Origin of the sequence: Micromonospora sp. C41 (assembly GCF_018070485.1) — a bacterium.
GTDB lineage: Bacteria > Actinomycetota > Actinomycetes > Mycobacteriales > Micromonosporaceae > Micromonospora > Micromonospora chalcea.
This window is the reverse complement of the sequence record NZ_JAGPXP010000024.1, coordinates 74,332-97,177: the sequence shown is the minus strand read 5'-3', so window position 1 is coordinate 97,177 and position 22,846 is coordinate 74,332. Positions and strand designations below refer to the sequence as shown.

22 protein-coding genes are annotated in these 22,846 nt (G+C 73.8%); 9 read left to right on the top strand and 13 right to left on the bottom strand.

Annotation, left to right across the window (positions count from 1 at the left end; all coding sequences use genetic code 11):
- Positions 1 to 60: 60 nt before the first annotated feature.
- Positions 61 to 873, bottom strand: a complete 813-nt coding sequence (locus KBX43_RS23420) for a DUF3097 domain-containing protein (protein ID WP_210887153.1) — start codon at positions 871 to 873, stop codon at positions 61 to 63.
- A gap of 161 nt (positions 874 to 1,034) precedes the next feature.
- Here KBX43_RS23420 and KBX43_RS23415 point away from each other — a divergent pair, with 161 nt between their 5' ends.
- Complete coding sequence (locus KBX43_RS23415) at positions 1,035 to 1,829, top strand: hypothetical protein (protein ID WP_030504270.1); 795 nt, start codon at positions 1,035 to 1,037, stop codon at positions 1,827 to 1,829.
- 9 nt (positions 1,830 to 1,838) lie between these two features.
- Here KBX43_RS23415 and KBX43_RS23410 read toward each other — a convergent pair whose 3' ends face one another.
- The 7 genes from KBX43_RS23410 to KBX43_RS23380 all read right to left on the bottom strand — a co-directional run bounded on the left by KBX43_RS23410 (position 1,839) and on the right by KBX43_RS23380 (position 8,846).
- Positions 1,839 to 2,618, bottom strand: a complete 780-nt coding sequence (locus KBX43_RS23410) for an HAD-IIA family hydrolase (RefSeq protein WP_043329726.1) — start codon at positions 2,616 to 2,618, stop codon at positions 1,839 to 1,841.
- 33 nt (positions 2,619 to 2,651) lie between these two features.
- Positions 2,652 to 3,683, bottom strand: a complete 1,032-nt coding sequence (locus KBX43_RS23405) for a ferrochelatase (protein ID WP_064445353.1) — start codon at positions 3,681 to 3,683, stop codon at positions 2,652 to 2,654.
- 135 nt (positions 3,684 to 3,818) lie between these two features.
- Entirely contained in the window at positions 3,819 to 4,586 is a 768-nt protein-coding gene (gene fabI / locus KBX43_RS23400) for an enoyl-ACP reductase FabI (RefSeq protein ID WP_043329725.1), read from the bottom strand.
- A gap of 23 nt (positions 4,587 to 4,609) precedes the next feature.
- Complete coding sequence (gene fabG / locus KBX43_RS23395) at positions 4,610 to 5,314, bottom strand: beta-ketoacyl-ACP reductase (protein ID WP_043329724.1); 705 nt, start codon at positions 5,312 to 5,314, stop codon at positions 4,610 to 4,612.
- A 549-nt stretch (positions 5,315 to 5,863) separates the two neighbouring features.
- Positions 5,864 to 6,814 (bottom strand): VWA domain-containing protein, encoded by a 951-nt coding sequence (locus KBX43_RS23390; RefSeq protein WP_064445352.1) that lies wholly within the window; start codon positions 6,812 to 6,814, stop codon positions 5,864 to 5,866.
- Entirely contained in the window at positions 6,811 to 7,764 is a 954-nt protein-coding gene (locus tag KBX43_RS23385) for a DUF58 domain-containing protein (protein WP_210887150.1), read from the bottom strand. Before KBX43_RS23385 ends, KBX43_RS23390 begins: the two co-directional genes overlap by 4 nt.
- Positions 7,743 to 8,846, bottom strand: coding sequence for a MoxR family ATPase (locus KBX43_RS23380; RefSeq protein ID WP_043329721.1), 1,104 nt, complete (start codon positions 8,844 to 8,846; stop codon positions 7,743 to 7,745). The genes KBX43_RS23385 and KBX43_RS23380 overlap by 22 nt, the downstream gene beginning before the upstream one ends.
- Positions 8,847 to 9,099: 253 nt before the next feature.
- Here KBX43_RS23380 and KBX43_RS23375 point away from each other — a divergent pair, with 253 nt between their 5' ends.
- The 3 genes from KBX43_RS23375 (at position 9,100) to KBX43_RS23365 (ending at position 11,514) form a co-directional block, all read left to right on the top strand.
- Positions 9,100 to 9,309, top strand: coding sequence for a hypothetical protein (locus KBX43_RS23375; protein ID WP_069087711.1), 210 nt, complete (start codon positions 9,100 to 9,102; stop codon positions 9,307 to 9,309).
- Positions 9,310 to 9,382: 73 nt separating this feature from the next.
- The gene (locus tag KBX43_RS23370; protein ID WP_064445350.1) at positions 9,383 to 9,910 is read left to right on the top strand and encodes a PH domain-containing protein; all 528 of its coding nucleotides are present in this window, start codon (positions 9,383 to 9,385) and stop codon (positions 9,908 to 9,910) included.
- Positions 9,907 to 11,514, top strand: coding sequence for a PH domain-containing protein (locus tag KBX43_RS23365; RefSeq protein WP_370446786.1), 1,608 nt, complete (start codon positions 9,907 to 9,909; stop codon positions 11,512 to 11,514). Before KBX43_RS23370 ends, KBX43_RS23365 begins: the two co-directional genes overlap by 4 nt.
- Before the next feature lie 13 nt (positions 11,515 to 11,527).
- Here the strand turns inward: KBX43_RS23365 and KBX43_RS23360 are convergent, their stop codons facing one another.
- Positions 11,528 to 12,589 (bottom strand): phosphatase PAP2 family protein, encoded by a 1,062-nt coding sequence (locus KBX43_RS23360; RefSeq protein ID WP_113972458.1) that lies wholly within the window; start codon positions 12,587 to 12,589, stop codon positions 11,528 to 11,530.
- 114 nt (positions 12,590 to 12,703) lie between these two features.
- On the opposite strand from KBX43_RS23360, the gene KBX43_RS23355 reads away from it, so the two are divergent.
- Positions 12,704 to 13,108, top strand: a complete 405-nt coding sequence (locus KBX43_RS23355) for a thioesterase family protein (protein ID WP_210887147.1) — start codon at positions 12,704 to 12,706, stop codon at positions 13,106 to 13,108.
- Positions 13,105 to 13,932, top strand: a complete 828-nt coding sequence (locus tag KBX43_RS23350; RefSeq protein ID WP_113972459.1) for an MBL fold metallo-hydrolase — start codon at positions 13,105 to 13,107, stop codon at positions 13,930 to 13,932. Before KBX43_RS23355 ends, KBX43_RS23350 begins: the two co-directional genes overlap by 4 nt.
- Positions 13,933 to 13,946: 14 nt before the next feature.
- On the opposite strand, the gene KBX43_RS23345 is transcribed toward KBX43_RS23350, so the two are convergent.
- Entirely contained in the window at positions 13,947 to 14,846 is a 900-nt protein-coding gene (locus tag KBX43_RS23345) for an aminoglycoside phosphotransferase family protein (protein ID WP_199495984.1), read from the bottom strand.
- Positions 14,847 to 14,856: 10 nt separating this feature from the next.
- Entirely contained in the window at positions 14,857 to 15,366 is a 510-nt protein-coding gene (locus KBX43_RS23340) for a MarR family winged helix-turn-helix transcriptional regulator (RefSeq protein ID WP_043329717.1), read from the bottom strand.
- An 83-nt stretch (positions 15,367 to 15,449) separates the two neighbouring features.
- On the opposite strand from KBX43_RS23340, the gene KBX43_RS23335 reads away from it, so the two are divergent.
- The gene (locus KBX43_RS23335; protein ID WP_104115085.1) at positions 15,450 to 16,682 is read left to right on the top strand and encodes a multidrug effflux MFS transporter; all 1,233 of its coding nucleotides are present in this window, start codon (positions 15,450 to 15,452) and stop codon (positions 16,680 to 16,682) included.
- A gap of 56 nt (positions 16,683 to 16,738) precedes the next feature.
- Here KBX43_RS23335 and KBX43_RS23330 read toward each other — a convergent pair whose 3' ends face one another.
- On the bottom strand, positions 16,739 to 17,668 hold the full coding sequence (locus KBX43_RS23330; RefSeq protein WP_166457836.1) for a carbohydrate kinase: 930 nt from the start codon (positions 17,666 to 17,668) through the stop codon (positions 16,739 to 16,741).
- A gap of 335 nt (positions 17,669 to 18,003) precedes the next feature.
- Here KBX43_RS23330 and KBX43_RS23325 point away from each other — a divergent pair, with 335 nt between their 5' ends.
- On the top strand, positions 18,004 to 19,140 hold the full coding sequence (locus KBX43_RS23325; protein ID WP_043329714.1) for a lytic polysaccharide monooxygenase: 1,137 nt from the start codon (positions 18,004 to 18,006) through the stop codon (positions 19,138 to 19,140).
- A gap of 60 nt (positions 19,141 to 19,200) precedes the next feature.
- On the opposite strand, the gene asnB is transcribed toward KBX43_RS23325, so the two are convergent.
- On the bottom strand, positions 19,201 to 21,162 hold the full coding sequence (asnB, locus tag KBX43_RS23320) for an asparagine synthase (glutamine-hydrolyzing) (RefSeq protein WP_043329713.1): 1,962 nt from the start codon (positions 21,160 to 21,162) through the stop codon (positions 19,201 to 19,203).
- Positions 21,163 to 21,275: 113 nt separating this feature from the next.
- On the opposite strand from asnB, the gene KBX43_RS23315 reads away from it, so the two are divergent.
- Positions 21,276 to 22,751 (top strand): aminopeptidase P family protein, encoded by a 1,476-nt coding sequence (locus KBX43_RS23315; protein WP_030504250.1) that lies wholly within the window; start codon positions 21,276 to 21,278, stop codon positions 22,749 to 22,751.
- Positions 22,752 to 22,846: the final 95 nt, after the last annotated feature.

Here is a 22,846-nt window from a genome sequence, read left to right as displayed (position 1 = left end):
CAAGCCTGACCGCCCGGAGCCGGACACGGTCGCCCCCGGCCCTCAACCGCAACCGACCTCTCAGACAGGCTCGGTGACGAAGTCGATCAACCGCTCCATCGCGTTGATCAGCGGCGTCTCCACGTCGGCGAAACTGTCCACGCGCGACAGGATGTGCCGCCACATGTCAGCCGGCTCGGCCACCCCGAGCGCCGCGCAGACGCCCTCCTTCCAGGGCTGCCCCGGCGGCACCACCGGCCAGGCCGCGATGCCCAGGGCGTCCGGGCGTACCGCCTGCCACACGTCGACGTACGGGTGCCCGGTGACCAGCACGTGCGGCGAGTTCACCCGGGCCACGATCCGGCTCTCCTTCGAGCCGGGCACGAGATGGTCGACCAGCACGCCGAGGCGGCGGCCGGGGCCGGGCGCGAACGCGCGTACCTCGTCGGCGAGCGCGTCGATGCCGTCCAGCGGTTCCACCACGACGCCTTCGATGCGCAGGTCGTCGCCCCAGATCCGCTCGACCAGCGCGGCGTCGTGCACGCCCTCGACCCAGATCCGGCTGGCCTTGGCGACCTGCGCCCGTACGCCGTCCACAGCGATCGAGCCGGACGCGGTACGGCGGCGCGCGGCGGGCACCGGGGCGCGGGCCGGCCGCCGCAGCGTGACCGGCCGGCCGTCGAGCAGGAACGCGGCGGGCAGCAGCGGGAAGTTTCGCCGTCGCCCGTGCCGGTCCTCCAGCACCACCGCGCCGGTGTCGAAGCCGACCACCGCGCCGCAGAACCCGGAGTCGGCGTCCTCGACCACCAGGTCCGGCTCGGCGTCGACCTCGGGGGTCACCTTCCGTCGCCGCCAGTCGCCGGCCAGCACGTCGCCGTCGTATCGCCCCGCCATGCCGGAGACGCTAGCCACGACCTCGGCGTGTCGCTCGCCGACGCGCCGACCGGGGCGTCATCCGTCGGCACGAAACGGTGCGAAGGGGTTAGTTGGGGGCAGGTCGCGCCACCGGAGCGGCAGCCGAGACAGCAGCGGCGCGGAGCACGTACCCTTTCGGCATGTCCTCCCCCGCAGCGGGCGCGGCCACACTGGCTCCGCGCCGGTCGAGCCGGTTCGTCGCCTGGGTGCGTGCCTGGCGAGCCGGCCTGGTGCCGTTCGACGAGGTGGCCGACGCGGTCGCCGGCGACGAGGAGCACCTGGTCGCCGACGCACCCGGCACCTGGACCGACGTGTCCCTGCGGGAGGCGCTGCCCAGCCTGGCCAAGCACTCCCCGGACGACATCCGCCTGGTGCTGCCCGCGCCGGGCGACCCGCGCGGCCTGCCCGGCCCGGGCGCGTTCGCCGGGGCGGCGCTGGTGGCCGGCGAGGCGGTGGTGGCCAGCGGCATGGGGTTGGTGCCGGAGGTCCGCACGCACACCTCCGGGTCGGGGATGACCTGGGAGACAGTGCTGTGGCGGGTCCACCCGCTGCCGGCGGACGCGCCGAAGGCGTCCCTGTCCACGCCCGGCGCGGCGGAGGCCGAGGCGGAACTCTCCGCGGTGCTCGCCGAGACGACAGCCACGCTGACCCGCCTCGACGTCGCGCAGTGGCGGCCCGAGCTGGCCGGTGCGCTCGCCGCGTTGCGTCGCCCGGACGGAGGCACCGACCTGCCGCCCGGCTTCGATCCGCGGGCCCGCCGGCTGTTCGCGCGCGCCGCCGTACTCGATCGGGTGCTGGCGCTGGCCGGGGAGAGCGCGCCCGGCGGCGCGGTGAACACCTACGAGGCGCAGCAGCGCGATGCGGCGCTTCGGCCGCTGACCACCGCCTGCCGGCAGGCCCTGGTGGCCGCCTGCAACGCGCCGTTGCGGCTGTAGAACCCGGGCTCAGACCTCGTCGATCAGGTCGGCCACCGAGTCGACGATCCGCGACGGACGGTACGGGTACCGCTCGGCCTCGGCCCGGCTGCTGATGCCGGTGAGCACCAGGATCGTCTCCAGGCCGGCCTCCAGGCCGCACAGGATGTCGGTGTCCATCCGGTCGCCGATCATCGCGGTCGACTCGGAGTGGGCGTCGATGGTGTTCAGCGCCGAGCGCATCATCATCGGGTTGGGCTTGCCGACGAAGTACGGGTCGACGCCCGTCGCCTTGGAGATCATCGCCGCCACCGAACCGGCCGCCGGCAGCGCGCCCTCCATCGACGGGCCGGTGGCGTCCGGGTTGGTGCAGATGAACCGGGCGCCGTCGTTGATCAGCCGGATCGCCTTGGTTATCGCCTCGAAGCTGTAGGTGCGCGTCTCCCCCAGCACCACGTAGTCCGGGGCGAAGTCGCTGAGCACGTACCCCACCGCGTGCAGCGCCGTGGTCAGCCCGGCCTCACCGATGACGTACGCGGTCCCGCCCGGCCGCTGGTCGGCCAGGAACTGGGCGGTGGCCAGGGCGGACGACCAGATCGCCTCCTCCGGCACGTCCAGCCCCATCCGGGCCAGCCGGGCCTGGAGGTCACGCGGGGTGTAGATGGAGTTGTTCGTCAGCACCAGGAACGGCTTGCCGGAGGCACGCAGCTTCTTGACGAACTCCGGCGCGCCCGGCACCGGCTGCCCCTCGTGCACCAGCACGCCGTCCATGTCGGTGAGCCAGCTCTGCACCGGCTTGCGGTCAAGCATCGTGTCGTCCCCAGGGGTGTCGTCGGGTCGGGCTCAGGGCCGGCGGGCCGGGGGTACGCAGCACAACGCCGGGCAGGTGTCCCAGGCCGGCAGTTCGCCGAGCCGGCGGCGCAGCCGCTCGCCGTCCGGGGCGGTGCGTTCCAGCACCAGCTCGCGGACCATCGCGACGAACCGCGGGTCGACGCCCGGGGTGCCGGCGCGGACGAAGTCCAGGCCGAGCTGCTTGGCCGTCTCCAGCGCCTCGGTGTCCAGGTCCCACACCACCTCCAGGTGGTCGGAGACGAAGCCGATCGGGCTGACCACGACGCTCGTCACGCCCTGCTCGGGCAGCGTGGCTAGGTGGTCGTTGACGTCCGGCTCCAGCCACGGCACCTGCGGCGGGCCGGACCGGCTCTGCCAGACCAGGTCGTACGCGAGGTCCGGCGCGGCCGCAGCGTGCACCAGCCGGGCGACCTCCTCGAGCTGGGCGGTGTACCGGCCGCCGTGCGGGCCGGCGCTGGCGGCCGCCGACATCGGGACCGAGTGCGCGGTGAAGACCAGCCGGGTGCTGTCCCGCTTCGCGGGGTCGAGCTGGGCGAGCGCGGCGCGGACCGCGTCGGCGTGCGGCTCGATGAAGCCGGGGTGGTCCCAGAACTGGCGCAGCTTCTCGATCAGCGGAGCGTCCGGGCCGACCGCGGCGCGGGCCGAGGCGATGTCCTCCTGGTACTGCCGGCAGGAGGAGTAGCCGCCGTACGCGCTGGTGACGAACGCCAGCGCCCGGGTGATCCCGTCGTCGCGCATCCGCGCCACCGTGTCGGCGAGCATCGGATCCCAGTTGCGGTTGCCCCAGTAGACCGGCAGGTCGACGCCGTTGGCGGCGAAGTCCGCGCGGATCGCCGCGAGCAGGTCACGGCACTGCTGGTTGATCGGCGACACCCCGCCGAAGTGCAGGTAGTGCTCGGCGACCTCGGCCAGCCGCTCCGGCGGCACCCCCCGCCCCCGGGTGACGTTCTGCAGGAACGGGAGAACGTCCTCGGGCCGCTCCGGGCCGCCGAAGGAGACCAGCACCAACGCGTCGTACGCCATGGGGTCCATTCTTCCTCGCCCGCCGTGACGGTGTGGCGACGCCCCCTGGTCGGCGCGGTGACCACCCGGGCATGGGGTGTTAAGAAGGGCCCCTTCCTATGCGCGAGGCGTTAAGAAGGGGCCCTTCCTTACATCTCAGGCGCCGATGGCGTGGTAGCCGCCGTCGACGTGGACGATCTCGCCGGTGGTGGCCGGGAACCAGTCCGACAGCAGCGCCAGGCAGGCCCGTGCGGCCGGCTCCTGGTCGGTGAGGCTCCAGCCCAGCGGGGCCCGCTCGGTCCAGGCGTCCTCGAACTGGTCGAAGCCGGGGATGGACTTGGCGGCGATGGTGCGCAGCGGGCCGGCCGCGACCAGGTTGCTGCGGATGCCCTGCTTGCCCAGGTGCAGCGCCAGGTAGCGGGAGGCGGACTCCAGCCCGGCCTTGGCCACGCCCATCCAGTCGTAGACCGGCCACGCCTTGGTGGCGTCGAAGGTGAGGCCCACCACGGCACCGCCGGAGGACATCAGCGGCAGCGCGGCCATGGCCAGGGACTTGTACGAGTAGGTGGAGACCTGGAGCGCGGTGGCCACGTCCGCCCACGGGGCGTCGAGGAAGCCGCCGCCGAGGCAGCTCTGCGGGGCGAACCCGATCGAGTGCACCACCCCGTCCAGGCCGTCGACGTGCTCGCGTACCTTGTCGGCCAGCCCGGCCAGGTGCTCCTCGCTGGTGACGTCCAGCTCGATCACCGGCGCGGGTTCGGGCAGCCGCTTGGCGATCCGCTCCACCAGGGAGAGCCGGCCGTAGCCGGTGAGCACGACCTGGGCGCCGTTCTCCTGGGCGAGTTTCGCCACCGAGAAGGCGATCGAGGCGTCGGTGATGACGCCGGTGACCAGCAGTCGCTTACCGGCGAGAAGTCCGGACATTGCGTGTCTCCTCCGTGCTCTGCTCAGTGACCCATGCCGAGGCCGCCGTCGACCGGGATGACGGCGCCGGTGACGTAGCCGGCCGCGTCCGAGGCGAGCCAGGTGACGACGCCCGCGACCTCGTCCGGGGTGGCCATCCGCCCGGCCGGGATCGCCTTGCGCAGCTCCGCCTTGCGTTCCTCGGGCAGCCCGGCGGTCATGTCGGTGTCGATGAAGCCGGGCGCCACCACGTTCGCGGTGATGTTGCGGCTGCCCAGCTCGCGGGTGATCGAGCGGGCCACACCGACCAGGCCGGCCTTGCTGGCCGCGTAGTTGACCTGGCCCGCGCCACCGAAGAGGCCGACCACCGAGGAGATGAAGATCATCCGGCCCCACCGGTTCCGGAGCATCTTCGTCGAGGCCCGCTTGGCGACCCGGAACGAGCCGCTCAGGTTGGTGTCGAGCACACGGGTGAACTGTTCCTCGGACATCCGCATGAGCAGCGTGTCGTCGGTGATGCCGGCGTTGGCGACGAGCACCTCCACTGGGCCCAGCTCGGCCTCGACCGCGGTGAACGCGGCGTCGACCGACTCGGCGTCGGTCACGTCACACCGCACCCCGAACAGGCCCTCCGGGGCCTCGCCGCTCCGGTACGTGACGGCCACCCGGTCGCCCTGCTTGGCGAAGGCCTGCGCGATGGCCAGGCCGATCCCCCGGTTGCCGCCGGTCACCAGCACCGTACGGGCCACGGATCCCCCTCTGCTCCAGTGATCTCTCGGTCCGGTCGGAGCCTAGGGGTTACCGGTAGGTAAGCGCTAACCCGAGCAGGTCACACGCCGGCGCCGCCGGGGTCGGCGGCCGCGCGCGCGACACCCGCACACACCGGTGTACGATCACCGGGTCTGCGGGCCGGTCTGCGCCCGCGTTCCGGGCCCCGCCGACCGTAGGAGGTGATCGCTGTGCGAGATAGCGATCCTCCCAGTCGTGGCCGGGCCCACCGTCAGCCCCGCTGAGCCACGGCTCGGTCGACGCGGCTGACCCGCTTCCCGCCCTCCGCACCGCATCCGCTCTCCGGCGCCCACGCCGGGGCGGCCCTGCCGCGCGGCGGAGCACCCGGTCACGACTTCGTGCGCGTACGCCCCGACCCCCCACGGCCCGCACCGGGCCGACTGTCGCCACGGAGCACACCCATGAGCCGTTACGTCGCCCCCCTGGGTTTCACCCTCGCCGCCGTCTGGGTGGCGGTCCTGTTCGTGCTGGCCGGCGGCGGTCACTGACCACCGCCGGCCGGGCCCGGCTCAGACCAGCCGGGACGTCCAGAGCAGACTCAGCCCGCCCGCGCACAGCGCCAGCAGCAGGGCGACGCCCGCGTACCACTGGGTGATCTCGCGCGGCTCGGTCCGGTAGCCGATCGAGCTGCCCATGTCCTGGTAGACCTGCTTCAGCTCGCTGGCCGACGCGGCCTCGTAGAAGAAGCCCTGGGTGGTCTCCGCGAGCTGGGACAGCGCGGTGCGGTCCACCGGCACCCGCTGGAGCTGCCCGCCGATGTCGACCTGGCCCGAGTCGGTGCCGAACGCGATGGTGGACACCGGCACGTTCGCCGCCTGCGCCGCCGCGGCGGCCTCCTCCACCGACCGGCCGGAGGTCCGGTAGCCGTCGGACAGCAGCACGATCCGGGCCGGCGGGATGCCGGCGGCGCCGTCGGCCGGCACCGACCGGATCGCCTCCAGGCAGGTGAAGACCGCCTCGCCGGTGGCTGTCGCCTCGGCCAGCACCAGCCCGTCGATGGCGGTGTTCACCGCCGCCCGGTCCTTGGTCGGCGGCACCAGCACGTTCGCGGACTTCGCGAACGACACGAGCCCTAGGTTGTAGCTCTCCGGCAGCTCGCCGACGAACTGCTTGGCCGCCTCCTGCGCCGCCTCCAGGCGGTTCGGTGACACGTCGTCGGCCTGCATCGACAGCGACACGTCGATGGCGAGCATGACGGTGGCCCGCTCCAGCGGCTCGCGGGTGTCGATCGCCGGGCGGGCCAGCCCGGTCGCCAGCACCAGCAGGCAGAGCAGGAACGCGGTGGCCGCCACGTGCCGCCGCCAGCCCAGTCCCTTGGGCGCGACGGTACGCAGCAGGTCGACGTTTGTGAACCGCAGCGCGTACTGCCGGCGGTGCAGTTGCCGCCAGACGTACGCGGCGGCGAGGGCGAGCACCGGCAGCACGGCCAGCAGCCACCACGGTTGCAGAAAACGGATCATCGCGTCGTCCCTCGGGTGCGGGCGTGCCGCTGCGCGGCGACGAAACGCACCATGTCCAGCAGCCAGTCTCGGTCGGTACGCAGGCGCAGGTGGGCCGCGCCCGCGGCGCGCAGCTCGGCGGCGATCGCCCCGCGCTGGGCGGCCGCCGCCTCGGCGTACCGGCGGCGCAGTCCCGGGTCGGCGGTCTGCACCTCGTGCAGTTCCCCGCTCTCCGGGTCGACCACCGGCAGCACCCCCACGTCGGGCAGTTCCAGTTCCCGCGGGTCGACCACCTCCACGGCCAGCACGTCGTGGCGGACCCGCAGCTTACGCAGCGGCCGGCCCCACTGCTGCGGCGGCGCGAGGAGGTCGGAGATGACCACCGCCACGCCGCGCCGCCGGGGCGGCCGGTTGAGCATGTCGACGAGCGCGCCGAGGTCGCTGCGACCGGGCCGGATCTCGGCGCCGGCCACCGCCCGCAGCAGCCCCTGGGCCTCCTTGCGGCCGGACCGGGCGGGCAGCCGCAGCATCGTCCCCGGCCCACCGGCCCCGCCGGTGCCGACGACGGCGCCGATCCGGTTGCCGCCCCGCACGGTGAGGTGGGCCAGCGCGGCGACGGCGGCGACCGCCACGTCCCGCTTGAGCCACCGCCCGGTGCCGAAGTCCAGGCTGGCCGACATGTCCACAGCCAGCCAGGTCTCCAGCTCGCGGTCGGCGACCGTACGCCGCACGTGCGGCATGGTGGTGCGGGCGGTGACCGGCCAGTCCATCCGGCGCACGTCGTCGCCGGGCCGGTACTCCCGGGACTCCCCCGCCTCGCTGCCCGGGCCGGGCAGCAGCCCGGCGTAGTCGCCCTGGAGCAGCCCGTCCAGCTTGCGGGTGACCATGAGCTGGAGCCGGGCCAGCACGGCTCCGGAGCGGTCGCCGGTGGCGAGCCGGGTGGGCGGGGTCACGGCCGCTGCCCGGGCCATCCGTTGTGCGGCACCGCCGGCGGCGGCGCGGCCTGCTGACGGGGCGCGACGGCGGGCAGCGGGATGGTCGACATCACCCGGTGCACGATGTGGTCGGCCGGCACGTCGTCGGCGAGCGCGTCGTAGCTGAGCACCAGCCGGTGCCGCAGGATGTCCGGCGCGATGTCCTGCACGTCCTGCGGCAGCGCGTAGTCGCGCCCGCGCAGCAGCGCCAGCGCGCGGGTGGCCCGGACCAGGCCGAGCGAGGCGCGCGGGCTGGCGCCGTACTGGATGAGCTGGGCGACGTCGGGCATGCCGTGCTCGGCCGGCGCCCGGGTGGCGAGCACCAGCCGGACCGCGTAGTCGACGAGCGCGTTGTGCACGAAGACCTGGTCGGCCTTGCGCTGCAGGGCGATCAGGTCGGGGGTGTCGAACACCCGGGCCGGCTCCGGCGGGGCGACGCCCATCCGGTAGACGATCTCGCGTTCCTCGGCATCGGTCGGGTAGCCCACGACGATTTTCATGAGGAAGCGGTCCCGCTGCGCCTCCGGCAGCGGGTAGACGCCCTCCTGCTCGATCGGGTTCTGGGTGGCCATCACCAGGAACGGGTCCGGCACCCGGTGACTCTCGCCACCGATGGAGACCTGCCGCTCGCTCATCACCTCCAGCAGCGCCGACTGCACCTTGGCCGGCGCGCGGTTGATCTCGTCGGCGAGCAGGAAGTTGACGAAGACCGGACCCAGCTCGACGTCGAACTTCTCGCTGGACTGCCGGTAGATCCGGGTGCCCATGATGTCGGCGGGCACCAGGTCCGGCGTGAACTGGACCCGGGCGAACGATCCGCCGACGACCCGGGCCAGCGTCTCCACGGCGAGCGTCTTGGCCACGCCCGGTACGCCCTCCAGCAGGCAGTGCCCCCGGGCCAGCAGCGCGACGAACATCCGCTCGACCATCCGGTCCTGGCCGACGATCACCCGCTTGGTCTCGAACAGCGCCCGCTCCAGCAGCGTGGCGTCCTGCGCCGGGGTGGTGGCCGCCGGGGGCGGGGCGTCCGGCGGCGCCTCGGTCGGGTTCGGCACGTCGGGTGTGGTCGGCTGGGCCACCGGTCCTCCACAGCAGGGTCGTCGTCGCGGCGTGGTGCGTATCAAGACTGTCATGCCTCGCTGAGAGCCGAGGGTGGGAGAGGCACGATTTTCGCCGCGCCGTCCGGCCACGCCGTACCGCCGCACGAAAACGCTGAACACGGGTGGACAAAAAGGGGTCCGCAGTGTGTACGATTCACCCCGTCGCCGGGCGGCTCCCCCCGTGGCCGCCCGGCGCTAAAACTCCCGGCGTGCGACGCCTAGACTCGCCCCGGTGACGACTCCCAACGCCCCCGAAGACGAGCTGATCTGCTCGGCGCGGGGGTGTCGCGCTCCCGCCGCCTACCAGCTTCGCTGGCACAATCCCCGCCTGCACGCGCCCGACCGGCGCAAGACCTGGCTCGCCTGCCCGGCGCACCGGGACTCCCTCGGGGACTTCCTCGACGCACGCGGCTTCCTCCGCGAGGTGGTCCCGCTTCCCTGATCGCCTACGCTCGAAGCGTGAGCGAGCAGACGACCCGAGCCCGTACCGGCGGCGAGCACGGCAGGTCCTCCCGGTGAGCGGTGACGGCCACACCGGCCTCCCGCCCGCGTCGCGCAGCGCGCTGGAGCCCTGGCCGGACACCGTCGACTGGCGGCCGATCTCCCGCGACCTGATCTGGGTGGAGCTGATCCGGCTCGGCATCGGGCTGGCGGTGGCGCTCGTGGTGCTCGGCGTGGCCTGGGCGCTGTCCGGGCACTGGCTGCTCGGCGCCGCCGTCGGCGTGGCCCTGCTGATCGGCGTCTGGCGGGCGATCACCATCGTGCGTGCGGTCCGCGCCTGGGGGTACGCCGAGCGCGACGACGACCTGCTGGTGCGGCACGGTCTGCTGGTGCGGCGGCTCTCCATCGTGCCGTACTCCCGGATGCAGTTCGTCGACGTGAGCGCCGGTCCGCTGGAGCGTGCCTTCGACCTCGCCACTGTGCAGTTGCACACGGCGGCGGCCGCCAGCGACGCCCGGGTGCCGGGGCTGCGTCCGGCCGAGGCGTCCCGGCTGCGCGACCGGCTCACCGCGCTGGGCGAGGACCGGGCGGAGGGCCTGTGAGCGACCGGAGCGATCCCGGCGCGCCGCGGCCCCACGACGACCGGCCCGGGGCGGCGCCCGGTCCCCCACCGCCGGCCGGTCCGGAACAGCCGCCCGGGCCGGGTTACGGGCCGTCCGCCGCGCCGCCCGGCTACGGACCACCGCCCGGATACGCGCCACCACCCGGTTACGGGCCCCCGCCCGGATACGGGACGGCAGCCGACGCGACGCCCGGGCCGTGGCCCGCGCCCGCGCCGCCGTACCCGGGACCCTGGGGTCCGGCCGCCGCGCCCTCGTCCGACGGGGAGGAACCGCGGCAGCGGCTGCATCCGCTGAGCCCCGCGCTGCACGGCGCGAAGTCACTCGTCGTCGTGATCGCCGGTCTGTCCTGGTCGACGCTGTCGCGGGTCGGGTTCGGCTGGTTCGCCCTGCTGGTCACGGTCTTCGTGCTCGGGGCCACCGTGCTGTCCGTGGTGAGCTGGTGGAACACCGGTTACCACCTGGTGGGCCGGGAGCTGCGCGTGTACGAGGGCCTGCTGTGGCGGCGCACGCGCGCCATCCCGCTGGAGCGGTTGCAGGCGGTGGAGGTGGTCCGGCCGCTGCTGGCCCAGCTCACCGGCCTGGCCGAGCTGCGGCTCGAGGTGGTCGGCGGGGGCAAGACCGAGGCGCCGCTGGCCTACCTCAGCGTGGCCGAGGCCACCGCGCTGCGGCAGCGGCTGCTCGCTGTCGCCGGCCGGGCCCCGTCCGCCGTGGCCGAGCCGGGCGTGCCGGCCGCCCCGGGTACGCCGGTCGCGTCCGCGCCGGCCGGCCGCCGGCTGCACGTCGTCCGCAACCAGGACCTGCTGGTCAGCCAGTTGCTCACGCCGCAGGCGTTCCTGCTGCCGGTCGGCGTGGTGTTCGTGGGCGCCCAGTTCCTCTCCGAGGGCTCGTGGTCGTTCATCGCGGTGGCGAGCACGCTCACCGCTATGGCGGGTGTGGTGCTGCAACCGGTCCGGCGGGTGCTCGACGACTGGAGTTTCCGGCTCGACCGGGACGACGGCACGCTGCGTGTGCACAACGGGCTGCTGGAGACGCGGGTGCAGACGGTGCCACTGCACCGGGTGCAGACCGTGCGGGCGACCTGGCCGCTGCTCTGGCGGATGAAGGGCTGGCTGCGGCTGCGGCTGGAGGTGGCCGGCTACTCGGCCGGTGAGCCGGACGACCGCAACCGCCCGGACCGGCTGCTGCCGGTCGGCGACGCCGGCACCGGCGCGATGGTGGTGGCGGAGGTGCTGCCCGGCGTGCGGCTGGACGAGCTGCCCGGCACGCCGCCCCCGTCCCGGGCCCGCTGGCTGCGCCCGCTGAGCCGCAAGGTGGTCGGCGCCGGCCTCGACGAGCGGGTGTTCGTGGCCCGGTCCGGGCTGCTGACCCGCCAGCTGACGCTGGTGCCGTACGCCCGGATCCAGAGCGTGCGCGTCACGCAGGGGCCGGCGCAGCGGTTGCTGCGGTTGGCCACCGTGCACGCGGACACCGCGGGCGGGGCCGGGGCGGCGGCGGTCGACCGGGACCTGGCCGACGCCTGGGAGCTGGCCGCGGAGCTGACCGAGCGGTCGCGGGCCGCGCGCCGGGCCGACCACCGCCGCTGACCCGCCAGCGGGGCTAGCGTCGCTCGGCCGGCACCGCGTCCCGGTCGTCGGCGGGGGCGTCGGCCTCGGCCGCGGTGGCGGGCTGCGGCACGCCGGCCGCGCCGGCGGGCTCACCGGCACGCCGGGCCCGCCGCGCCGCCCACCAGCGCTCGGCCAGGCCGACCACCAGGAACGTCATGCCCACGTACGCCCAGCCGACCAGCACGTCGATCAGGTAGTGCTCGCCGCTGTACATCAGCGTGAACGTCATGGCCAGCGGATACGCCAGCATCAGCGGCCACCAGCGCTTGCGCACCGACCGCATGAAGAACAGCACCACGAACAGCGCGAACGCGGTGTGCAGCGACGGCATCGCGGCCACCGGGTTGGAGGCGATCTGCCCGGCGTTGAGCAGATTGCCCGCGCCGTGCATGCCGATCTCCTTCCACCCCCGGGTGGAGATCCGCGCGACCTCGGTCAGCAGGCCGTTCTGCGCCGCCCACCACGGCGGCGCGGCCGGGTAGGCGAAGTAGGTGACCAGGCCGGCCGCGCACAGGAAGCCCCAGCGGGACATGTACGCGATCCAGCGCCGCCGGTTGCGCATCCACAGCACGGCCGCGGCGGCGAACGTCGCCACGAAGTGCGAGAAGTAGATCCAGCTCACCAGCACGTCCCACCAGCGCACCTCGGACGGGTCGTACAGGCGCTCCTGCAGCCAGATCGTCGGCACCTCACCGCCGGTGAGCCAGCCGGTGAGGAACCGGTCGGCGACGATCAGCTCCATCGCGTGCGGGGTGGCGCCGTTGTCGGCGAAGCCCCGGGACAGGTTGTACGCGGCGAGCAGCAGCACCACCGGGATCCAGTCCCGGGCGAAGCGCAGGTGGCTGCGCCACGGGCGGGCCGAGTTCCAGGCGACGGTGCCGGCCCAGATCCACAGGAACGCGTACGCCGGGTCGGTGGGCAGGCCGATGACGAGCCAGCCCGCCACGAAGGCGACGCCCCAGATGGTCATCGCGATCACACGGCGGCGCCCGCCGTCGGGCGACTCGGTGGTCGCGTCGGGGGCGGGGGTCGGAGATTGTGTCTGCTCGGCCATCGCGGACAAGGTTAACGGCGGGCGACGGGCGGGCCTGCGGGCGGGCGGGGACGACACGGGCGCGGCGGCTCGGACGCCGGACGGCCCCCGTTCATCTGCACTAGGCTCGGCCGCATGCAGGAGCAGCCGGAGTCGCCCTTCACGCCGGGCCTGACCGCCCGCGTCGAGCTGACAGTGACCGACGCCGACACCGCGCAGGCGGTGGGCTCCGGGGACGTGCCGGTGCTCGGCACCCCGCGCGTGCTGGCGCTGGCCGAGGCGGCGACGGTGGCCGCCACCGCGACCCGGATGCCGTCCGGGTCGACCACCGTCGGCGTACGGGTGGAGCTGGAGCACCGCGCGGCCACCCCGGTCGGGCGTACCGTGGCCGCCCACACCGAGCTGGTGAAGGTCGACGGGAAGCGGCTCGTCTTCGAGGTGACTGTCACCGACGGTCCGACGGTGGCGGCGCAGGGCCGGGTCGAGCGGGCGCTGGTCGACCGGCAGCGCTTCGTCGAGCGGGCCCTCGGCCCGTCATGACCGCCGGCTTCACCGAGGTCGCCCCCGGTGTGCACGTGCGACGTGAGCCGCTGCTGGCGGTGAACGTGGTGCTCGTGGTCGGCGACGGCGCGGCGCTGCTGGTCGACACGCTCTCCACGGCCGGGCAGGCGCGGGAACTGGCGGCGGCGGCGCGGGCGGTGACGCCGTACCCGTGGACGATCGTGAACACGCACCACCACTTCGACCACTGTTTCGGCAACGCCACGCTGGCCGGGCCGGACACCGCGATCTACGCGCACCCGCAGGCCGTGGCGGCGCTGCGGGACCGGCCGGACGCGCTGCGCCGCGCCGCGTACGAGGAGATGCGCGCCGAGGATCCGGCGCTGGCCGAGGAGCTGGCGCGTACCGAGCTGCGGGCGCCGACGCACGAGGTGGTCGAGGAGACGGTGCTCGACGTCGGTGGCCGCCGGGTGGTGCTGCGCCATCCCGGGCACGGGCACACCGACGCCGACCTGGTGGTGCACGTGCCCGATGCGGACGTGCTGGTGGCCGGCGATCTGGTGGAGCAGAGCGGGCCGCCGGCGTTCGAGGAGTCGTACCCGTTGCGGTGGCCGGACGCGCTGGCCGACCTGCTGCGGCTGACCACGCCCGCGACGGTGGTGGTGCCGGGCCACGGCGAGCCGGTCGGCGCGGATTTCGTCCGCGAGCAGCACGCGCAGCTCGCGCGGCAGGCGTGGCTGATCCGCGCCGGGCACACCGGCAGCGCGCCGCCGGAGCGGGTGGCGGCCGAGTCGCCGTTCGGCGCCCGGCCGGGCCTGATCGCCGCCCGCCGCGGCTACGCCGAACTCGACGGCACCGCCTGAGCGGCGGCCCGGGCTCAGCCGGCGTCGGCGAGGATCTCGCGGAGACGGTTGCGGCACTCGGCGACGAACGCCGGGAACGTGTGCCAGTAGTAGGAGACGCCGCTGGCCGCCACCCCGAGCGCCCAGGCGCGGGCCCGTACCCAGGTCACGTCGTCGACACCGAGCGCCTCCCGGTAGGCGTGCCGGGCCGGCGGCGGCAGGTCCCAGATCGGCGCGTGTTCCGCGTCCGGGAACCCGACGGTCAGCCCGCCGAAGTCGATCACCGCGCACAGCCGGCCGTCGCGTGCCAGCACATTGGTGGGCTTGAGGTCGCTGTGCAGCCAGACGTGCCGGCCGGTGGGTTCGGGCAGGGTGAGGGCGTCGCGCCAGAGCCGGTGCAGGGTGTCGACGTCGGTCTCGTCGCCGATCCTGCGCCGGCAGTCGTCGAGCGCCGCGCTGACCCAGGTGTCACAGGGGTGCAGGCTGCCGCCGCGGTATCCGCTCAGCGCGTCCGCGCGGGTCGCGCCGAGCAGGTCGGCCGCGTGCAGGTGACGCACGAACACCGCCAGGTCGGCCCCGAGGGCGGCCCAGTCCCGGACCGTGCCGGGTCCGACCTCGTCGCCGTGGATCCACCGCTGCACCGACCACGGCAGCGGGAAGGCGGCGGTCGGCGTCCCGGCGTGGAGCGGTTCCGGCACCGGGTACGGCAGCAGTGGCGCGAGCCGGGGCAGCCACAGCTGTTCCTTGCGCAGCGCGCCGGCTTTCTCCGCGGTGCGGGGCAGCCGGACGAGCAGGTCGTCGCCGAGCCGGTACATGGTGTTGTCGGTCCCGGCGCCGGCCGGGGTCAACGGCAGCGCGGCCCACTCGGGGCGCTGGTCGGTCAGCAGCGCCCGGACGATCCCCTCGTCCACAGGTGTCTCGTCCTGGTGCAGCATCACCGGGCGATCATCCGGTGCCGGGCGGCGCGGCGGCCACCGGGTTTCCGGACGTACGGGGGTCCCGTTCCGGGCGGGTGTGTGCCCGCAGCGTGGTGAGCAGCGTGTCGAGGTGCGGGGCGGCGGCCAGGATCGCGTCGCGCGCCGCCGGGTCGAGGTCGGCCAGCGCCTCGGTGAGCAGCGCGGTGCGGTGCCGTTGGTGGTCGGCCATCCGCCGGTGGGCGGCCTCGGTGACGCGCAGCCGGACCACGCGGCGGTCGGCGGGGTCGCGGTCGCGGGCCAGCAGCCCGGCGTCGGTGAGGTCGCGGACCAGCGTGCTCACCGTGTTGGGCGCCGTGCCGAGGCGCCGGGCCACGTCCTTGCCGCTGATGCCCGGCGTGTCCCGGACGAGCAGGAGCAGTTCCACCTGAGCTTCGGGCAGCGGGTCCCGCCCGGCGCGCGCCGTGGACCGGCGGCGCACGAGCCGGTGCAGCTCCCCGAGGACCGCGCCGAACCGCGCGACCTGCTCGTTCGTCGACACGGGGTCACCCGCCTCACATCGCAATAGTTCTGACTACAGAGGTAAGGTACCCGAGCACATCGGATTTCAGGGGGTACCCGCTCGTGAGTCAAGCCGCGCCGCCCGCCGCCCGCCCGACCGGTGCCGGCGCCACCGCGTCCACCGGGGGCGCGAGCCTGCTGGTGCTGCTCGGCACGCTCACCGCGATCGGCCCGCTCTCGCTGGACATGTACCTGCCCGCGTTCCCGGCCATGACCCGCGACCTCGGCGCCGACCAGGCCGGCATCCAGCTCTCGCTGACCACCTGCCTGATCGGCCTGGCGTTCGGCCAGCTCGTCACCGGGCCGCTCAGCGACCGCTGGGGGCGCCGCCGCCCGGTGCTGGTGGGCGTGGTCGCGTACACCGTGCTGGCGCTGGCGTGCGCGGCGGCGCCGAACGCCCCGCTGCTGGCCGCCGTCCGGTTCGCCCAGGGCCTGGCCGGCGGCATGGGCGTGGTGGTCGCCCGCGCCGTGGTCCGCGACCTCTACTCGGGCCGGGACGCCGCGAAGTACTTCTCCCGGCTCACCCTGGTCTTCGGGGTCGCGCCGATCGCGGCGCCGGGCGTGGGCAGCCTGGTGCTCCGGTTCGGCTCCTGGCGGTCCGTCTTCCTGGTGCTGGCCGCCATCGGCGCGGTGCTGGCCGTCGCGGTCGCGCTGCGCCTGCCGGAGACGCTGCCGGCCGAGCGCCGCAGCACCGGCGGGCTGGGGGCCACCGCCCGGACCATGCGGTCGCTGCTCGCCGACCGGGTCTACCTCGGGTACGCGCTGACCCAGGGCTTCGCCTTCGCCGGGCTGTTCGCGTACATCTCGGGGTCGTCGTTCGTGTTCCAGGACGTCTTCGGCGTCTCCGCGGCGGTGTTCAGCGTCATCTTCGGCGTCAACGCGCTCGGCCTGGTGGCCGTCGGGCAGCTGAACGCCCGGCTGCTCGACCGGTTCCCGCCACGCCGGCTGCTGGTCACCGCGCTGGCGGTCGGCCTGGTCGCCGCGGCCGGCGTGCTGAGCGGCGCGCTGACCGACGGCCTCGCGCTGACCGCGGTGGCGCTGTTCGGGTACGTCGGCGCGCTGGGCATGGTGACGCCGAACAGCACGGCGCTGGCGCTGGACGCGCACGCCCGCCACGCCGGCACCGCCGCCGCGCTGATGGGCGGCATCCAGTCGGTCGTCGGCGCGCTGGCCGCGCCCCTGGTCGGGCTCGGCGGCGAGGGCAGCGCGCTGCCGATGGCCACGGTCCTGGCCGGCGCCGCCGTTCTCACCCTGGTCACCGTCCTGACGATGACCCGCACGCGGGCTGAGCGCTGAGCGCGTTAAGAAGGGGCCCCTTCTCTACCTGAGGCGTTAACAAGGGGCCCTTCCTTTCACGCGAAGCGGGCGGTCACCTCGGCGCGGGTGGGCATGGCGGTGGCGCCACCCGGGGACTCGCAGACCACTGCGGCCACCCGCAGCGCGAACGCCACCCGGTCCCGCCACCCGGCCGGGTCGGCCGGCTCACCGGCGGCCAGCAGCTCGGCCACCAGCGCGCCCATCACCGAGTCCCCCGCGCCGGTCGCGTCCACCGCGTCCACCTTCGGCGCGGGCACGCGCACCACGTCGTCGCCAGCGGCGACCAGCGCGCCGTCCGCGCCGAGCGTGACCACGACCGTGCTCGCGCCCAGTTCCCGCAGGTACGCGGCCACGCCCTCGACCGGCTCGTGCGGGTAGAGCACCCGCGCGTCGGCGCTGCTGAGTTTGACCAGGTGCGCGGCGGCGGCGAACTCGGCGACCACCGCGCGCAGCCCGTCCAGCGCGTCCGGGGCGGTGAGCAGCCGGGGCCGCACGTTCGGGTCGAACACCCGCAGCGCGCCCGCGATCGACCAGGCGCGGCGGGCGGCGGCGAGCACCGGCGGGTCGAGCAGCACGATCGAGCCGCAGTAGAGCACGTCCGCGCCCTCGACCAGCGCCACGTCCAGGTCGTCCGGGCCGAGCAGCGCGTACGAGCGGGGCTCGCCGTAGAAGCGGAAGTCCGGCTCGGGGCCGGCGAAGGTGGCCACCGCGAGCGCTGTCGGGGCCGGCACGGTCACCGTCCCGCTCACGTCCACACCGGCGTCGGTGAGGAAGGCGCGGATCCGTCCGGCCAGCGCGTCGTCGCCGAGCGACCCGACGAACCGCGCGTCTCCGCCGAGCCGAGCGGTCGCCACCGCCACGTTGAGCGGTCCCCCGCCGATCGCCTGCCGATAGACGGGCTCTCCGTCGCGCTCGGCGTCGAGCAGGTCCACCAGCGCCTCGCCGAGCACCACCGCGTACCCCATCCTGGCTCCCCTCGTCGTCCTACCCCGATCCTGGCGCATACCGGCGCCACCGCGCGCCGGGACCCTGGCATCGAACGGCGCCTATTGCGGGCCGCGCCCGGACGTGGTGGGATGGCGGTGCCGGGTGACGACGCGGGGGCTGCCGCGTCACCGGCCGCCGGGTCGATCCGACGCGAGGGCATCCACGGTCCGTTGGGCAACGGACCGCAGACGGTGCGCGCCCGTCGACGGCCACGGCCGCACTCCGACCGGGCGCGGGCACCGCGATCGTCGCATCCGCTCGTCGCAGCGGGGCGGGCCGAACCGGGCCACGCTCCGCGAGTCAGGAGATCCCCGTGCACCGATCCCGATCCCGTACGGCCGCGTTGCTCACCGCGGCCGCCACCCTGACCCTGGGCGCGTTCGCCCTGGTCACCAACTCCGGACCGGCGGCCGCGCACGGCGCGGCCATGACGCCGGGCGCCCGCACCTACCTGTGCTGGAAGGACGGCCTCACCGGGACCGGTGAGATCCGGCCGAACAACCCCGCCTGCTCGTCGGCGGTGGCCGAGAGCGGCGCGAACTCGCTGTACAACTGGTTCAGCGTGCTGCGCTCCGACGCCGGCGGGCGGACCGTCGGGTTCATCCCCGACGGCAAGCTGTGCAGCGGCGGCAACCCCGGCTTCAGCGGGTACGACGCGGCGCGCAACGACTGGCCGATCACCCACCTGACGGCGGGCCGGTCGATGGAGTTCCGGTACAGCAACTGGGCCCACCACCCGGGCACGTTCTACTTCTACGTGACCAAGGACAGCTGGAGCCCGAACCGGCCGCTGGCCTGGAGCGACCTGGAGGAGCAGCCGTTCCTGCAGGTGACCAACCCGCCGCAGCGCGGCGCGGTCGGCACCAACGACGGTCACTACTACTTCACCGGCAACCTGCCGTCGAACAAGAGCGGCCGGCACATCATCTACTCGCGCTGGGTCCGCTCGGACAGCCAGGAGAACTTCTTCGGCTGCTCGGACGTGACGTTCGACGGCGGTAACGGCGAGGTGACCGGGATCGGCTCGGGCGGCAGCAACCCCCCGACGACCGCGCCGCCGACCACCGCGCCGCCGACCACCGCGCCCCCGACGACCGCGCCGCCGACCTCGCCTCCGCCGGTGACGACCAGCCCGACCATGCCGGCCGGCTCCTGCATGGCGGTGTACAAGGTGGTCACCGCCTGGGGTGGCGGCTTCCAGGGCGAAGTGACGATCATGAACCACAGCACCCGGACGTACTCCGGGTGGACCGCGAACTGGACCTGGCCCAGCGGCCAGACCATCAACCAGGTGTGGAACGGCACGTTGAGCGGCAGCGGGGCGTCGGTGAGCGTCTCCAACGCCGCCTACAACGGCAGCGTCCCGCCGGAGGGCACCACCACGTTCGGCTTCACCGCGAACTTCTCCGGCACCAACACCCTGCCGACGGTCACCTGCACCGGCAGGTGACCCCGTAACGGGAAGGGCCCTCGGGGAACACCCCGGGGGCCCTTCCTCGTCACGCTCGGGTCAGCGGACCATGCTGCCGACGACCGGCTTGGTGAGCAGCGCGGACTGGTTGCGCTGGATGCCCGGGTCGAGCGTCTTGGCCACGAAGATGGCGTGCCAGATGCAGAAGATCAGCACGGTCCACACCTTGCGGGAGTGGTCCGCCTCCTCCCGCTTGTGCTCCTCCAGCAGGCGCATCGCGTACGACAGGTCGATCAGGTCGCCCGCGCCCGAGGTGGACAGCACGTGCCGCGCCCACTCGTACATCTCGCCGCGCAGCCAGACCCGGGTCGGGGTCGGGAAGCCCAGCTTCTTGCGGTTGACGATGGCCGGCGGCACGACGCCCTGCAGCGCCTGGCGCATCGCGTACTTGGTGGCCTCGGAGCGGGGCGGCAGCTTCAGGTCGACCGGGATGCCGGCGGCGACGTTGAACACCTCCCGGTCCAGGAACGGCACCCGCACCTCCAGCGAGTGCGCCATCGAGATCCGGTCGGCCTTGACCAGGATGTCGCCGCGCAGCCAGGTGTAGAGGTCGACGTACTGCATCTTGGTGACGTCGTCCAGCTCGGTGCACTCGGCGTAGATCGGGGCGGTCACGTCGGTGTAGCGCACCGAGGGGTCGTAGCGGCGCAGCAGGTGCTGCTTCTCCTCCTCGGTGAACATCCGGGCGTTGCCGTAGTAGCGCTGCTCGATCGGGGTGGTGCCGCGCTCCAGGAAGCTCTTGCCCTTGACCCCCTGCGGAATGGCCTTGGACACCGCGCGCAGGCCCTTCTGCACACCGTCGGGCAGGCTGTTCACCGAGTTGAGCGACAGCGGCTCCCGGTAGATCGTGTAGCCGCCGAAGAACTCGTCCGCGCCCTCGCCGGAGAGCACCACCGTGACGTGCTCGGCGGCCTTCTTCGCCACGAAGTACAGCGGCACCAGCGCCGGGTCGGCGACCGGGTCGTCCAGGTGCCAGACGATCTTCGGCAGCGCGTCGATCATGTCCTGCGGCCCGATCTTGGTCGGGATGGTGGTCACGTCGAGGTGCCGGGCCGAGTCCTGGGCCACGTCGATCTCGGAGTAGCCGGGCACGTCGTAGCCGACGGTGAAGGTGAGGATGTTCGGGTTGAACTCGCGGGCCAGCGCCACCACGGCGGTGGAGTCGATGCCGCTGGACAGGAACGAGCCGACCGGCACGTCCGAGCGCATGTGCATCCGGACGCTCTCCCGCAGCGTCTCCCGGATGTCGTGGTAGAGCCGCTGCTCGTCGGAGACCGGGGCCGGCCGGAACACCGGGCGGTACCAGCGGCGCACCTCGATCCGGCCACCAGGGGTCCAGTTCAGGTACTCCCCCGAGCCGATCCGGCTGATCCCCTTGTGCAGCGTGCCCGGCTCCGGCACGTACTGCAGCGTCAGGTAATGGCTCAGGTTGGCGGTGTCGATGCCCGCGTCGCCCTGGTACGCCGAGTGCGCGAACGGCAGCAGCGCCTTCTTCTCCGACGCGAGGTAGAGGCCGTCCTGGGTCTCCAGGTAGTGCAGCGGCTTGATGCCGAAGTAGTCCCGGGCGCCGAAGGCCCGCCGCTCCTGCCGGTCCCAGATGACGAACGCGAACATGCCGCGCAGCTTGGTGAGCACCTGCTCACCCCAGTAGTGGTAGCCGGCGACGATCACCTCGCCGTCGCCGTTGGTGGCGAACTGGGCGCCGTAGTCGCGGATCAGCTCCTCGCGCAGCTCGATGTAGTTGTAGATCTCGCCGTTGAAGGTGAGCAGGTACCGCCCGCCCGCGTACGGCAGGGGCTCGTGGCTCAGCGCCACGTCGATGATCGCCAGGCGCTTGTGCGCGAACACACCGTCCGCGTACCGGCCGGAGGCGTCGCCGACCACCTCGACCCCGGTCTCGTCCGGGCCACGGTGGTGCAGGCACTCCAGTGCGCCGGCGATGTTGTCGCGGTGGGCGGCGGCGTCGCCGCGCGCGCTGAAGAAGGCCAGGAGTCCGCACATGGCCGCCATCTTTCCACGCGCCGGAAGCCTCCGTCGCGGCACCGCAGGCACCTCCCGCTGTCGTGCGCGCGGTACCGTCTGGACCAGCGACGAGGCTCAGGGAGGGACGGATCATGGCCGAGGAGCGGACGCGACAGGGCAAACCGGCGGACGGTACGGAGTCGCACGACCCGGACTTCCCGGAGGCGTTCCTGTCGTTCATGCGCCAGGGCTGGCGGGACACCGAACTGCCGGTCGCCCCGCGCCCGGAGGCGCCCAACCACGCCAAGCGGCGGGCCGCGCTGGCCGAGGCCTTCCCGGGCGAGACGCTGGTCATCCCCACGGGCAACGAGAAGGTACGCGCCAACGACACCGAGCACCGGTTCCGTCCGGGCAGCGACTTCGCGTACCTGACCGGCGACCTGGAGCCGGACAGCGTCCTCGTGCTGCGCCCGGGTGGCGAGTCCACGCTGTTCATGCGGCCCCGGTCGTCGCGGGTGACCGACGAGTTCTTCCGCAGCCGGCACGGTGAGCTGTGGGTGGGCCGCCGGCCGACGCTGCGGGAGAAGTCCACCGAGCTGGGCCTGCCGACGGCCGACCTGAGCGAGCTGGACGCGACGCTGGCCGAGCTGGCGCCGGGGCGTACCCGGGTGCTGCGCGGCTTCGACGCCCGGGTGGACGCGGCGGTGCGTCAGTACGACGGCGCGCGCGCCGACGGTCAGCCCGGCCGCGACCGGGAACTGGCCATCGCGATCGCCGAGCTGAAGCTGGTCAAGGACGAGTGGGAGATCGCGCAGCTCCAGGAGGCGTGCGACGCCACGGTGCGCGGCTTCGAGGACGTGGCACGGGCGCTGCCGGCCGACCGCGGCGTCTCCGAGCGGCTGCTGGAGGGCGTCTTCGCGCTGCGCGCCCGGCACGACGGCAACGACGTCGGGTACGGCTCGATCGTCGGGGCCGGCGAGCACGCCACTGTCCTGCACTGGGTGCACAACCACGGCGCCACCCGTCCGGGTGACCTGCTGCTGATGGACATGGGCGTGGAGAACCGCAACCTCTACACCGCCGACGTCACCCGGGTGCTGCCGGTCGACGGCCGGTTCACGCCGCTGCAGCGCCAGGTCTACGACGCCGTGTACGCCGCCCAGCAGGCCGGCATCGAGATGTGCCGGCCGGGCGTGGCGTTCCGGGACGTGCACCTGGCCTCGATGCGGGTGCTGGCCGAGGCGCTGAAGGATCTCGGGCTGCTGCCGGTGAGCGTGGACGAGGCGATGGACCCGGCCTCCACGGTCTACCGGCGGTGGACGCTGCACGGCACCAGCCACATGCTCGGCATCGACGTGCACGACTGCGCCAACGCGCGCAAGGAGAACTACCGGGAGGGTCCGCTCGGCGAGGGGTACGTGCTGACCGTCGAGCCGGGGCTCTACTTCCAGCCGGAGGACGAGATGGTCCCCGAGGAGCTGCGGGGCATCGGCGTGCGGATCGAGGACGACATCCTGGTCACCGCGGACGGTCCGGTGAACCTGTCGGCCGGTCTGCCGCGGCGCTCCGACGAGGTGGAGACCTGGCTGGCCGAGCAGCGTGAGGCGGGCCCCCGCCTGCCCGGCTGAGTCCTGCGGGCCGCGATCTTCCGGCGGGCCCCACCACCGCGCCTTCACGGCAGGTGGTGGGGCCCGCCGCCGTCTGGGGGAGTTGCGGTCCGCTC